Annotated in this window: 12 protein-coding genes and 1 pseudogene; 9 read left to right on the top strand and 4 right to left on the bottom strand. The window is 34.9% G+C overall.

The window, feature by feature from the left end:
- Positions 1–70 precede the first annotated feature (70 nt).
- Positions 71–988, top strand: coding sequence for a proline iminopeptidase-family hydrolase (locus BHU33_RS04030; RefSeq protein ID WP_054645924.1), 918 nt, complete (start codon positions 71–73; stop codon positions 986–988).
- A gap of 58 nt (positions 989–1,046) precedes the next feature.
- On the opposite strand, the gene add is transcribed toward BHU33_RS04030, so the two are convergent.
- Both add and BHU33_RS04020 read right to left on the bottom strand, forming a co-directional pair.
- The gene (gene add / locus BHU33_RS04025; protein WP_054645925.1) at positions 1,047–2,060 is read right to left on the bottom strand and encodes an adenosine deaminase; all 1,014 of its coding nucleotides are present in this window, start codon (positions 2,058–2,060) and stop codon (positions 1,047–1,049) included.
- 136 nt (positions 2,061–2,196) lie between these two features.
- Positions 2,197–3,738: an ABC-F family ATP-binding cassette domain-containing protein gene (locus BHU33_RS04020; protein ID WP_056997703.1), complete on the bottom strand. Its 1,542-nt coding sequence runs from the start codon at positions 3,736–3,738 to the stop codon at positions 2,197–2,199.
- 119 nt (positions 3,739–3,857) lie between these two features.
- Here BHU33_RS04020 and BHU33_RS04015 point away from each other — a divergent pair, with 119 nt between their 5' ends.
- The 7 genes and pseudogenes from BHU33_RS04015 to asnB all read left to right on the top strand — a co-directional run bounded on the left by BHU33_RS04015 (position 3,858) and on the right by asnB (position 10,396).
- Positions 3,858–4,238 (top strand): VOC family protein, encoded by a 381-nt coding sequence (locus tag BHU33_RS04015; RefSeq protein WP_054645926.1) that lies wholly within the window; start codon positions 3,858–3,860, stop codon positions 4,236–4,238.
- A 37-nt stretch (positions 4,239–4,275) separates the two neighbouring features.
- Positions 4,276–5,892 (top strand): annotated as a pseudogene (locus BHU33_RS04010) (APC family permease).
- A gap of 75 nt (positions 5,893–5,967) precedes the next feature.
- Positions 5,968–6,546: a hypothetical protein gene (locus BHU33_RS04005; protein ID WP_054645927.1), complete on the top strand. Its 579-nt coding sequence runs from the start codon at positions 5,968–5,970 to the stop codon at positions 6,544–6,546.
- A gap of 71 nt (positions 6,547–6,617) precedes the next feature.
- On the top strand, positions 6,618–7,127 hold the full coding sequence (locus BHU33_RS04000; protein ID WP_054645928.1) for a YbhB/YbcL family Raf kinase inhibitor-like protein: 510 nt from the start codon (positions 6,618–6,620) through the stop codon (positions 7,125–7,127).
- A gap of 13 nt (positions 7,128–7,140) precedes the next feature.
- Positions 7,141–7,614, top strand: a complete 474-nt coding sequence (locus BHU33_RS03995) for a universal stress protein (RefSeq protein ID WP_056997704.1) — start codon at positions 7,141–7,143, stop codon at positions 7,612–7,614.
- A 79-nt stretch (positions 7,615–7,693) separates the two neighbouring features.
- Positions 7,694–8,335, top strand: coding sequence for a helix-turn-helix domain-containing protein (locus BHU33_RS03990; protein WP_065868674.1), 642 nt, complete (start codon positions 7,694–7,696; stop codon positions 8,333–8,335).
- 156 nt (positions 8,336–8,491) lie between these two features.
- Entirely contained in the window at positions 8,492–10,396 is a 1,905-nt protein-coding gene (gene asnB, locus BHU33_RS03985; RefSeq protein ID WP_054645931.1) for an asparagine synthase (glutamine-hydrolyzing), read from the top strand.
- A 111-nt stretch (positions 10,397–10,507) separates the two neighbouring features.
- Here asnB and BHU33_RS03980 read toward each other — a convergent pair whose 3' ends face one another.
- Positions 10,508–10,876, bottom strand: coding sequence for a hypothetical protein (locus BHU33_RS03980; RefSeq protein ID WP_054645932.1), 369 nt, complete (start codon positions 10,874–10,876; stop codon positions 10,508–10,510).
- A 135-nt stretch (positions 10,877–11,011) separates the two neighbouring features.
- Between BHU33_RS03980 and pepT the strand changes: the two genes are divergently transcribed.
- Entirely contained in the window at positions 11,012–12,250 is a 1,239-nt protein-coding gene (gene pepT, locus BHU33_RS03975; protein ID WP_056997705.1) for a peptidase T, read from the top strand.
- A 48-nt stretch (positions 12,251–12,298) separates the two neighbouring features.
- Here pepT and BHU33_RS03970 read toward each other — a convergent pair whose 3' ends face one another.
- On the bottom strand, positions 12,299–13,531 hold the full coding sequence (locus tag BHU33_RS03970) for a serine hydroxymethyltransferase (RefSeq protein ID WP_054645933.1): 1,233 nt from the start codon (positions 13,529–13,531) through the stop codon (positions 12,299–12,301).
- Positions 13,532–13,778 lie beyond the last annotated feature (247 nt).

The following is a 13,778-nucleotide window of genomic DNA, read 5'->3' as shown; positions in this document are numbered from 1 at the left end:
AAACATTCCACTCCCTTACATTTTATCGATAGTGGTATCATGGAAGTAAATTTAAAAAGTAGGTGTAAATATGAAACAGGGAACAAAAATAATTACATTAGACAATGGATATCACTTATGGACTAACACGCAAGGTGAAGGAGATATTCACTTATTAGCATTACACGGTGGACCTGGTGGAACTCACGAATATTGGGAAGATACTGCTAAACAACTTAAAAAACAAGGCTTAAATGTCCAAGTTCATATGTACGATCAACTAGGTTCTTGGTATTCAGACACTCCTGACTGGGATGATCCTGAAGTTGCTAAAAATATTGAAACTTATGAATATTTTGTTGATGAAGTTGAAGAAGTTCGACAAAAATTAGGTATCGACAAATTCTATTTAATTGGTCAATCATGGGGCGGAGCATTAGTCCAAATGTACGCTGCTAAATATGGTGATCACTTGAAAGGTGCCATTATTTCATCAATGGTTGATCGTATTGATGATTATACTAAGCATTTAAATCAGATTAGAAAAGAAGCTTTGACTCCTGATGAGCTGGCTTACATGCAAAAATGTGAAACTGAAAATAACTACGATAACGACCGTTATCAAAAATTAGTTCAAAAATTAAACGATCAATATGTTGACCGGAAAAAACCAGCTGCAATTGCTCATTTAATCGACACTATGAGTGTTCCACTCTACAATGCTTTCCAAGGCGATAACGAATTCGTCATTACTGGAAAACTAAAAGATTGGAATTTCACTGATCATCTCAAAGATATCAAGGTACCAACCTTAGTTACCTTTGGTGAACATGAAACTATGCCAATGGAAACTGGAAAACGAATGGCAAAAATGATTCCAAATGCTCAATTCGTTTCAACTCCAGAAGGTGGTCATCACCACATGATTGACAACGCTCCTGTCTACTACGATCATTTGGCAACTTTCATTAAACAAGTTGAAAATGGTACTTTTAATCAAAATAAATAATTAAAAAACGCTTTCGAAATGCATTATCAAACTTGATAATAATTCGGAAGCGTTTTTATTAATTTGTAATTTCAAATTCGAAAATTTCTTTTAATATTTTATCCTTAACTGACTCATCTGCAAATGAATGACGAATAGCATTCTCATTACATTGACGTAATTGATCTTTTGTCATGCCGTTATATTTTGCCATTTGATAATATTCTTCAGTTAAATTAGTGTCAGAAACGGTACGATTATCAGTATTGATGCACAGCTGTTGTCCTTGTTGCATCCAACGCTGAAATGGATAATCAGCTAAATTAGCAATCGCTTTAGTTTGAACGTTGCTCGTTGGACAACCTTCAATGCAAATATCACGATCTCTTAATAATTTTTCAACTTTTTCATCGCCTTTAATCGCAATTCCATGACCAATACGTTTACTACCAGCTTCCACAGCTGCCTGTACATTTTGAGGACAACCACATTCACCAGCATGTAAAGTTAACTGGACGTCTTGATTATCAACTACCAGCTTTAAAGCATCTTGATAAGTGTTCACAAAGCCGTCAGCTTCTGGACCCGCTAAATCCATACCGACTATTTTTTCTGACATTGATTGCTGAAAGAGCTGCCTTACTGCTTGTTCATCATCCGTCCGCATGCCACAAACTAATATATTACCAAACATTTTAAAATCATGTTCGGCTTTAGCAATTCCTTTAGCAACTGATTCAATTGTTTCTGCAACTGTCAGTCCTTGTTTAGTTGATAAACTTGGGGCAAAACGAATTTCAATATAACGAACACCATCAGCATGAGCTTGTTCCATCACATCATAAGCAGCCATTTCTAAAGCTGGTGCAGTTTGTAAAAACTGAACCACAAAATCAAATGTTTTTAAATAATCATTTAGATTTTGGACATCTTTGGAACTTACCATGGCATCAGTCACTTCCAAAATACTGGCATCAACTAATTTTCCTTGTCTTCTCGCAATTTTTCGTAAAGTATGCGGCTTAATCGACCCATCTAAATGACAGTGAAGTTCAGCTTTCGGAAATCTTTGAATCTCGGCCCGCGTTAACATCGTGATCACTCCTTTTTTATTTTTGATTAAATTGTTACTATCCTATCGAAATCTACTCTTTTTTGCAATCTTTATAGCCCTATTAAATAAAATAAAAGGCGAACCTTTCAAAGGAACGCCTTTTATTTTATTCGGTTTATTTTAAACTCAATTTTTCAACATCAATTTTTTTATCAGCTAAACCTTCATAAAAACTTGCCTCATGACTAACCACAATCGCATTTCCAGGAAATTTCTTAATAGCTTTTTTCAACGATTCTTTCGTCTCATCATCCAAATGATTAGAAGGTTCATCAAGAATTAAGAAGTTACTAGGTACAAATTCCATCAATGCCAACTTAATTTTGACTTGTTCTCCACCGGATAAAGTACTAATTTTTTTAAAAGCATTAGAAGCATCTAATCCAGCTCGTGCTAATTTACTTCGAATCTCTTTTTGCGTGAGTTTTGGATACTTATCCTGAATAATCTGCATTGGAGTTGCATCTGGATTATCCCATACCAAGTCCTGACTAAAATAATTAATTTTAACAGATGGTGAAAAAGTAGCAGTTCCCCCTAAGGGCTTGATAATTCCTAAAATACTTTTAATTAAAGTTGATTTACCAACCCCATTAAACCCTTGCAAACCAACCTTTTGATCAGTATCAACCGAGAAAGTCACTGGACTTAACAATGGTTTGTCATAGCCAACGGATAACTCATTGACCACCAAAGCGTTTTGAGAACCAGTTTCTTCATACGGAAAGTTAAATTCTGCTTTAATATTACTTTTAGGCGGCTCAACCACATCCATTCGATCAAGCATCTTTTCTCGTGATTTAGCTAAAGTTGATCGACTACCGGCCTTAAACTTCTGAATGAATTTTTTAGCTTTGCCAATCTCAACTTGTTGTTTTTCGTATTCACGTTGCTGGGTTTTGATTTTTTCATCCTTTTGACGCATTGCAGACTTAAAATCACCTCGATATTTGGTAATTTTGCCAAACGCTACATTTACAATACAATTTGTAACGGGTTCCAAAAAATCATAATCATGAGAAATGATGATTGCTGCTCCTGAAAAACTATTCAGATAATCTTTTAACCACTCAATATGTGATGTATCTAAATAGTTAGTTGGTTCATCCAACAAGAGTACATCTGGATTTTCTAAAATCAGCTTGGCCAAAATAATCTTAGAACGTTGTCCTCCACTCATGTTAGCAATCTCATGATCTCGACCAATATCATCAAGACCTAACCCTGTAATTACTTGTTCGACTTTTGTTTCAATGTCATAAAAATCGTCCGCTTCCAGTTGTTCTGAAATCCGTCCGGCTTTTTCCATTAAGTCATCATCCATTGTTTCAGCATACTCATTGTATAACTGAGTCATCCGCTCATTTTTTTCATATAAATCAGCAAAAGCGGTATGCAAAAAATCAATTAGTGTCATTCCATCTGGAATATCAACATATTGATCCAAGTATCCAACTTTAGTTCCTTTTTGCCACTTAATCGAGCCTGACTCTGGTAATTCTTTTCCAGTCAAAATTTTAATTAAAGTAGATTTACCTACTCCGTTTTGACCGACCACACCCATATGTTCGCCTTTATTTAATTGAAAGCTAGCATTGGAATATAGTTTTTTATCTGCAAAACTCATACTTAAATCTGTTACATCTAATAGCGCCATTTATTTCACCCGAATTCCTTTCAATACCTAACTATAACAGTAACATGCGAATTAAATTGGAGTCAATTTAGGATTAATGTTATACTAGTATGTATCTTTTTGAAAAGGAGTTGAGATATTTGAGAGTACAAGACATAGATTATATTGAATTAACGGTTGACGACTTGGAACAAGCAACCCGTTTTTACCATGAGGTTCTCGACCTTTCAATTATCTATGAAGGAAATACTAAAATGATTTTTCAATTAGGTAAACAAAAATTAGTGTGTCGAACTCCTGAAAATGAAGATCTCACAGCTGATCATCCAACAGTTGGTTCGACAACATTCAGTATTCTTGCAAAGGATTCTCTTCATACAATTCAACAGCATTTAGCAAATTATTTTATTGAAATTATAAAGGGACCGGTGAAAAGCACTCTAAAAAACAAAACTGCTGTTTCGCTTTATATTAACGACCCTGCTGGCAACTTGATTGAAATTAGAGAATACGAAAAATAAACCTTATAGATTTTAAGAAAGGAATTTAATTTTATATATGACTAAAAATAACAACAACGGTGTAGCAAAGCCAAAAATGTCTTTGTTTAGTGTCGTAATGTTAGCTTTAAGTTCAATTATTGGTTCAGGGTGGTTATTTGGATCATGGGAAGCTGCAAAAATTTCCGGTCCGGCTGCCATCATTTCCTGGATTATCGGGGCCATCGTAATTGGTGCCATTGCTTATATTTATATCGAACTTGGTACTATGTTCCCAGAAAGTGGAGGAATGAGTAAGTATGCCGGCTATACCCATGGTCCGCTACTTGGTTTCATTGCCTCTTGGGCTAACTGGGTTTCATTAGTAACATTACTTCCAATTGAAGCAGTTGCTGCAGTTCAATACATGAGCTCATGACCTTGGTCTTGGGCAAGTTGGACTCACGGTTTTGTTGCCAATGGAACCGTTACTACTCTTGGTTTAATGGTAGTTTTCATTTTTATTTTAGTTTTCACGCTATTAAATTACTGGTCAGTTAACTTATTGACTCGTTTCACAAGTTTAACTTCTATTTTCAAATTAGTAGTTCCAACTGTTACTATCGTTATGTTGATCATTTCTGGTTTCCATACTGGTAACTTTAACAATCCACATTTTGGCGGATTCTTACCATATGGAACTGCCCCTATCTTTGCTGCAACAACTGTTTCTGGGATTATTTTCTCTTACAATGCCTTTCAAACTGTTATTAACGTTGGAGATGAAATCACTAATCCTAAGAAAAATATCTGGCGTGGGATTGTAATTGCTCTTCTTATTAGTATTGTGATTTATGTAATGTTACAATTCACTTTCATTGGAGCTTTGAAACCATCAATGATTGCCAAATATGGTTGGCACGGGATCAACTTTGAATCTCCATTCGCTGACTTAGCAATTATGTTAAACATTAACTGGTTGGTTATTCTATTGTACTTAGATGCTTTCGTATCACCATTTGATACTGGAGTTTCTTTCGTAGCATCAACCAGTCGTACTTTGGCTGCCATGACTCAAAATGGTCATATGCCAAAAATTCTTGGAAAAATCGACAAAAAATGGGGAACTCCTCGTGTTGCCATGATTGCCAACTGGATTATTAGTTGTATCTTAGTTTCAATCTTCAAAAACTGGGCTATCTTAGCTAGTGTTATTTCCACTTCTACTTTGATTGCTTATGTGACTGGACCGGTTACATTGATCGCATTACGGAAACATGCTCCACAATTCAAACGTCCGGTTACTATTAATATTCCAAATATTGTTGCCCCATTCTCATTCGTTCTTGCTAGTTTAGCAATTTACTGGGCAATGTGGCCTACTACTGTCGAAGTTATTTTAGTAATCGTCTTAGGTTTGCCATTCTACTTCTTCTATGAAGTAAAGCTAAATTGGAAAAACTGGCGTAAAAAATTCAGAGGAAGTCTATGGATGCTAATTTATCTAGCTTTCATGTCTGCTTTTTCATATATTGGTTCCACACCATTTGGTGGACAAAACTGGATTCACTATCCTTACGACTTTATTGTTATTATTTTTGCTGCATTATTTTTCTTCTATTGGGGTGTTAACAGTTACCAAAATACTAAAGAAATGAATAATGCAAAGGCTGTTAATGATAAGATTAAAAATTAATAGATAACATTAATAATGACATGCGTCTTTTTAGACCATGTCATTATTAGTCTCTTGGAATGGATGGAGGAAATTATGAAAAATCAAGATCCAGACTCAAGATACCAGCGTTACGATTTTAATGTTGATGGTCAAAAACGAAGAACGCGTAAAAAAGCATTGATTTGGCCCTGGATTTTAGGCATGGTTATCATCGTTTTAGCATTGGCATTTGGTATTCGTCATGAAATCAACAAACATACAAGTTCTAAAGCAAATAAACCTACAACTGCAAAAGTTGCATCAAGCCAAAAGTCAACTACAAATAAAGATTCAAAATCTGAACATAAAAAATCTAAGCCAGCCGCTACTAAGAATTCAAATGAAACAAATTCTAACAAAATGGAATCTAAATCCATAGATTCCAAATCAGCAACTTCGTCTAACAGCATTCAGAACAATACGAACACTGTTACAACTGCTCCAAAATCAACAGCAAAAACAAGCTCGCAAACTACAGACTCAGGATTTAGTCAATCACGCACCTTTAACTCAGTTGAAGATGCCAAAAATTGGGCTAAAACAACACAAAGTCAATGGCTTGCTGCTGGTTATAATAACTACACAATTACCCAAAATGGACAAGGATTTTATGTTCTGACTTTCGTTAAATAAGGAGTTTTCGGACTCCTTATTTTTTATATTCATTTATTTTTAAGTTATAATAAAAATAGGAGGAATTGATTATGAAAATTAATGTTCCACTAGTAAATGGATATTTACCCGATAAATACACTAAACATGCGCCTGCTAAAGATAAAATTGGTACTAATCCAATTGTTTCTTTTCCAATTAAAATTGCATCAGTACCAGAGAAAACGGCTTCTTTAGCCATTGTTTTGTTAGATGACGATGCTATTCCAGTTTGTGGTTTTACTTTTATTCATTGGGTAGCGGCTAATATTGATCCAAAAACAACTCAAATACCAGAAAATAGTAGTCAAGACGATAGTATTAAAATGACTTTAGGAAAAAATAGTCTTGCCGGCGGTTTGATTAATGAGCAAAATCCAGTTTTAAACGAACATTACACTGGTCCTACCCCTCCTGATCAACCACATAATTATCATTTATATGTTTATGCGTTAGATCAAATCTTAGATCTACAAGATGGGTTTTGGCTAAATGAATTACAACAAAAAATAAATCAGCATCTTTTAGCTGTTGCTGAACAAGTGCTACCGGTTAAAAATTAATTGGAGGATCATTATGTTAAATGAATACAAACGTATCTTAGTTCCTGTTGATGGTTCTAAACTTTCTGAAGATACCTTACTCAAAGCTGCTGAAGTGGCTATGCGTAATCAAGCCCGTGTCGATGTTTTAAATGTGCTAAATACCACTAGTTTTGGATTTAGTTATGGAGTGATTGATAGTGATGCCATTACTCAAATGGTTGACGATCAAATCTCTTATCTAAAAGATTTAGTTAAAACTACTAAAGAAAAAACTGGAATTACTGATATTCATATGCACGTTCGCTTTGGTAGTCCTAAAAATATTATTACTTATGACTTCACTCATGATTACGATACCGACTTAATTATGATGGGAGCAACTGGCAAAAATGCTGCTGAAAGAATCTTTGAAGGTTCAGTTGCCAGCTTCGTTAATAGTCATGCCCCTTGTGACGTTTTAATTGTAAGAACCGGATTAGATAATAAGTTATTACCTAAAAAATAAGCTTTTAGCATAAGAATGCCTACTGGAGGAATTCAGTAAGCTTTTTTATTGCCTAAAATTAATGAAAGAGGAAAGACCATTGAATCTTGCGGAAAAATTAAAGCAGGCTCGCCAGCAGCAAAATTTAACCCAATCAGAAGTTGCTAAACAATTAAATGTTTCGCGAAAAACTATTTTCAGCTGGGAAACTGGGCGTAGTCTTCCGAACTTTGAACTCGTTAACAAGCTAGCCGATTTATATCACATCCCTACTAGTCAATTAATTAGCGATGGCGAACAATCAAATCAAGAAGCTAAAATAAGTTATCGTACCAAATTAATTCGTTATAAGCGTTGGGGTTATATTAGTAAATATGCTTATTATTTTGACTTAATTTTAATTTTAGCTAGTTTAGTGATTTTATTAACTCCATTTTCACTTAAAAATCTCTGGATTACCCCACTTTTAATTATTGATTTATCAATTATTTTTCTCTACGAAAGTCATTGGAAAACAATTACTGATAATCAACCTTTGATGCGAAAATTAATGATTGTTGTTCCCCTAATCTTTCTTGTGGTGGTTGCAACTGGGTATATTTTAAATGTTTATATTTATCACAATTTAGCTTTAATTCATAATCCAATAAATTTAATTGGACTAGTAATTTTAACAATCACTATGACAGCTAGTATCTTAATGGCCATTATTTTCCCACTTAAACGACTCACAGTAAAATGACTATGTAACGTTTGTCTAAAGCCTAGCTAATCGGTAATGTAACCCTTTCTTAGACAAATGTTAACCGGTTTTAGCTGGAAAAAAATAGGATTTCACGTAAAATAGATAGTAGAGCAATTTTAAATTCTGATTTAATTAAGTAAAGGAGCAAATAATATGTGTGGATTTACTGGATATATTAATCAAGATGGCATCGCTAATAAAGAGACCATCAAAAATATGGCTGATAAGATTAAACATCGTGGTCCTGATGATAGCGGATATTTTCAAAATGAAGACGTTTCGATGGGATTTCGTCGTTTATCAATTATTGATTTAGCTCACGGAGCTCAACCAATGTATGGTGATGACAAAACCGATGTTTTAACCTTTAATGGTGAAATTTATAATTATAAAGATTTACAAAAAGAATTAATTGAAGCTGGACAAACCTTTAAAACTGATTGTGATTCTGAAGTATTAATTCGCGGTTATGAAGCCTGGGGTCCTAAAAAGTTACTTAGCAAACTTCGTGGTATGTTTGCCTTTGTAATTTATGACCAAAAGAAACACCAAGTTTTTGGTGCTCGCGACCACTTCGGTATCAAACCTCTTTACTATTATGATGATGGTAAAAACTTTATGTGGGGATCAGAAATCAAAGCATTTTTACCTAATCCCAACTTTAACAAACAATTAAACGAAGATTTATTGGCAATCCAACTTAGTTTTGAATTTATTCCTTCTAAGGAAACAATGTTTAAAAATGTGTATAAAGTAATGCCTGGTCAATATTTTGTTTACAAAGATGGTAATGTAACTACTGATACTTACTACAAATATAATTACGACCACATTGATCATAATCAAACGATTGACGAAGATGCAAAAAAAATTGAAGGTTTAGTTGCCGATTCTGTAAAAGCACATATGATTGCAGATGTTCCTGTAGGTAGTTTCTTATCTAGTGGAGTTGATTCTAGTTATGTCTTTACTGAAGCCGCTAAACTGCAGCCAATTCATTCTTTCTCAATCGGATTCAATGACTCTAAATTTAGTGAACTATCCTGGTCAACTAAATTTGCCAAAGAACTCGACCAGCCTAATACTGCTTTAACCATGACTGGTGATGATTATTTTGATTTCTTACCAACAATGATGTACTACATGGATGAACCACTTTCTAATCCATCTGCACCACAACTCTTTTATCTTTCCCAAGGAGCTAGAAAAGATGTTCCTGTTAGTCTTTCCGGTGAAGGTGCAGATGAATTCTTCGGAGGTTATAACACTTACCTAGAAGCATTTACTTTTGAACGTTATCAAAAATTAGTTCCTGGATTTATTCGTAGTGCTTTGGGTAAAATTGCCGCTAAGTTCCCTCGCTTCCATGGACGTCGTTTCTTAATCCGTGGTGCTGAACCATTGTGGCGTCGTTACTACCGAGTTAACTACGTCTTTGATGAAGTTGATCGTGCTAAAGTCTTGAAGAATCCGGCATTGAATCGTGATACTGCTGAATATACTAAACATATTTTCGATGATGTCGCTAACCAGGATGAAGTAACACAAGAACAATACTTCGATATTAATACTTGGTTGCCATTTGATATCTTGCATAAGGCTGATCGAATGAGCATGGCAAATAGTTTAGAAGTTAGAACTCCCTTAGTTGATAAAGTGGTTGCTAACTTCGCAGCTACAATGCCAACTAAAACTCGAATTACCTTTGAGGATGGCAAACCGGTTACCAAAGTTTCATTTAGAAAAGCAGCTGCTTCCCAAGTGCCAAAAGTTGTAGCTGAAAAAGAAAAACTTGGATTCCCATCACCAATTGCACAATGGATTAATGATCCAAAATATCATGAACGAATTGTAAAAGCCTTTCATTCTGATATTGCCCAAAAATTCTTCAATGTTGACAATTTGGACTACATCCTTAAACAACATGCTGATGGTAAATCAAGTATGCAAAAGATTTTTACCATTTATACTTTCATTCTCTGGTATGGTGTTTACTTCCCTGAAAATACCAACATGAATTATGCTGATGAAGTAGTACTAACACCAACAGATCGTTAAACAAAAATCCTGAATTCCAATTGGAGTTCGGGATTTTTTTAGTCTCAACTATGAAAATAAAAAAGCGATTAGGAATCTGAATTTACCACTCTTCAGATTCCTAATCGTTTTTTATGCACCTGTAATAGCAGCGTTAATATAACCTAAAATAAATAACACTTTTTCATCACTTAAATCAGGACTAAAAGATACTCCTACAACTGACAAACGAGTTTGAGTTTTATCAACTTTATCCGGCTCTGCTGTTAACTTAATTTGAATCTTTAATGGATCAGGAATGGCATTAATTTCAATTTCATTTGACTTCTGGACAATCGTTGCAAATTTTTTATCACCTAATTCATCCATAATCAATCGAACCTGCTGAGTAATAAATTGGTTCCAAAAACGCACAAACTCTTCGTTACCAGCTTTTGAATTCAAATAAAACGGACCAATTACATTAATATGACCCTCGCTTACTTCAATATCAACATCCATCGTAATCTCTCCCTCTTAGGTTTCACTTTAATTATAGCCAATTTTAAAATTAATTCAGCAAAAAAAGCAAAATAATAACAATCCGTGTTAAATTTATACTATGATGTTAGTTAAATTAATAGAGGAGATATCGTTATGACAACAGAAAATTTATTAGAGCGTTTTTTACGTTACGTTAAAACCAACACCCGCTCTAATCCGAACTCTAAAACCATCCCATCCGATCCTAAAGAAGTTGCTTTCTTAAATCAATTAAAACAGGAAGCTATCAAGATGGGTTTACAAAAGGTTCGGACTAATCCTAAAGACGGTTATGTTTTTGTAGAATTACCAGCAAACGACAACCAAAATCGTGACAAAATTGGTTTCATTGCCCATGTTGACAGTGCTGATTTTAACTCAGAAAATATTCAGCCACAAATTATCGAAGACTATGACGGTCATTCGGTAATTGATTTAGACCAAAAAGGCCAATATCAACTAGATCCTAGTGTCTTTCCAAGTCTAAAAAATCATGCCGGTCAGACGCTTATCACGACTGATGGTTCAACCCTTTTAGGTGCTGATGACAAATCAGGAGTTGCTGAAATTATGGATGCTATGCAGTATTTGATTGACCATCCAGAGATTAAACATGGTGATATTGTGATTGCTTTTGGCCCTGATGAAGAAATTGGAACTGGGGCTGATCATTTTAATGTTAAAGACTTTGGAGCTAAATATGCATACACAGTTGATGGTGGTCCTCTAGGAGACCTAGAATATGAAACTTTTAATGCTGCTGCTGCTGACATCAAATTTAATGGTACTAACGTTCACCCTGCAGAAGCAAAAGACGTAATGGTAAACGCATCACAATTAGCGATGGATCTTCACGAACAACTACCTGATGATGAGCGCCCAGAAAATACTGAAGGACGCGAAGGTTTCTATCTATTAACTGATATGAAAGGCACTATCGACAATGCTACATTAAATTATATTATTAGAGACTTTGATCGTGATCAATTTGAAAAGCGAAAAACTGTTATTAAAGATTTAGCTGACAAGTTCAATCAAAAATATGGTAAAAATCGGGTTGAAATCAATATTTATGATCAATATTACAATATGGCAGATGTCTTAAAGAAAGACTTAACTCCAGTTAACTTAGTCGAAACAGCAATGAAACAAGTTGGCATCACACCTCATGTTTTCCCCGTTCGTGGTGGGACTGATGGTTCAAAGATTTCATTTTTAGGTACCCCAACGCCAAATATTTTTGCCGGACCTGAAAACATGCATGGTCGTTTTGAATATGTTTCATTACAAACCATGCAAAAAGCAGTGGAATTAATTGTTCAAATCGTTCAAGATGTTCCTGTTAACAAATAAAGCATTAAAAAACTCATTTCCGCAATCAGTCGGAAATGAGTTTTATTTTTATCTAGTAGCTGGATGATGATTGGTTAATTCAGTCACTATCATTTTAGCTTCATTTAATTGAGTTTTATCATTGGGATGATTCAAAACTTTTACAATTAATTCAGCCACTGTGGCCGCATCAGTTTCATCAAAACCACGACTAGTGATTGTTGGCGTTCCAACACGAATTCCTTCCATCGTATCATCAGTTTCAAGAGGCAATAATTCTTTATTTGTTGCAATGCCAACTGAGTATAATAAGTCAGCCGCCTGTGCCCCAGTTAGGTTAGTGGCATTCAAGTCTAAAGTCATTTCATGATTTTCAGTCCCACCTGAAACCAATCGAATCTGATCTGCTTGTTTAAAAACAGCTGCCATTGCTTGAGCATTTTTAATAACTTGCTTAGTATATTCTCTAAATTCCGGCTGCAGATCTTCTTTATAAGCAATTGCCTTAGCTGCCACCACTTGCTCCAACGTCCCACTTTGCGAAACTGGGAAAACCGCCTGGTCTAATTTTTTAGCATACTGCCGTTTTGCTAAAATCATTCCACCTCGTGGTCCGCGCAATGTTTTATGCGTAGTTGACGTTACTACATCAGCAACGTCAACTGGATTAGGATGAACTCCACCAGCTACTAAACCGGCAATGTATGCCATATCAACCATTAAATAAGCACCCACTTCATCTGCGATATCTCTAAATTTCCACCAATCAATCACGTGACTATAAGCTGATGCTCCGGCAATAATTAATTTTGGTTGTACTTCATGAGCAATTCGAGCAATTTCATCATAGTCTAATAACTCAGTTTGTGGATTGACTCCATAAAAATACGAATCATATAGTTTTCCTGAGAAATTATGCTTTTGTCCATGGGTAAAATGTCCTCCAGCATGTTCGCTCATTGATAAAATTTTATCGCCTGGTTGTAAAAAGGCAGAATAAACTGCTTGATTAGCTTGAGTTCCTGAATGAGGAAAAACATTAGCGTATTCAGCATTGAAAAGTTTTTTAGCTCGATTGCGAGCAGCGTTGTCAATCACATCAATTGCTTCATTTCCAGTATAAACTCGACTTTCTGGATAACCAACTGCATATTTATTAGTCAAAACTGATCCTTGAACTGCTCGAACAGCCTTTGATGCCAAATTTTCGGATGCAATTAGTTCAATGACATCTTCTTGTCGTTGTTCTTCTTTTTGGACCGCGTTCCAAATGGTCGGGTCCTGCTTTGAAAAATCATACATACTGATTTCCTCCTCAAAAAATATAAAAGTAAAGACAAAAAACGCTCTCGTACTTTCGTACAAGGGCGTTTACAACACTGTTCCACCTTATTTTATATTAAGCTCACACTTAATACCTTAGTGTCTTAATCTTAGTTAAGAACATTTAATTTATTTAATCAATCTTGACTGCCTTCATTCCTCATCACGGTATTCCATTTCACTAATTTGAATACTCGCTATACGCAATAAAAAGAATTACTACTTT

The sequence above is a fragment of the Fructilactobacillus lindneri DSM 20690 = JCM 11027 genome (assembly GCF_002907375.1).
In the GTDB taxonomy this organism is placed as follows: domain Bacteria; phylum Bacillota; class Bacilli; order Lactobacillales; family Lactobacillaceae; genus Fructilactobacillus; species Fructilactobacillus lindneri.
Note: the sequence above shows the minus strand (reverse complement) of the source record. Positions and strands in the feature narration are given on the sequence as shown.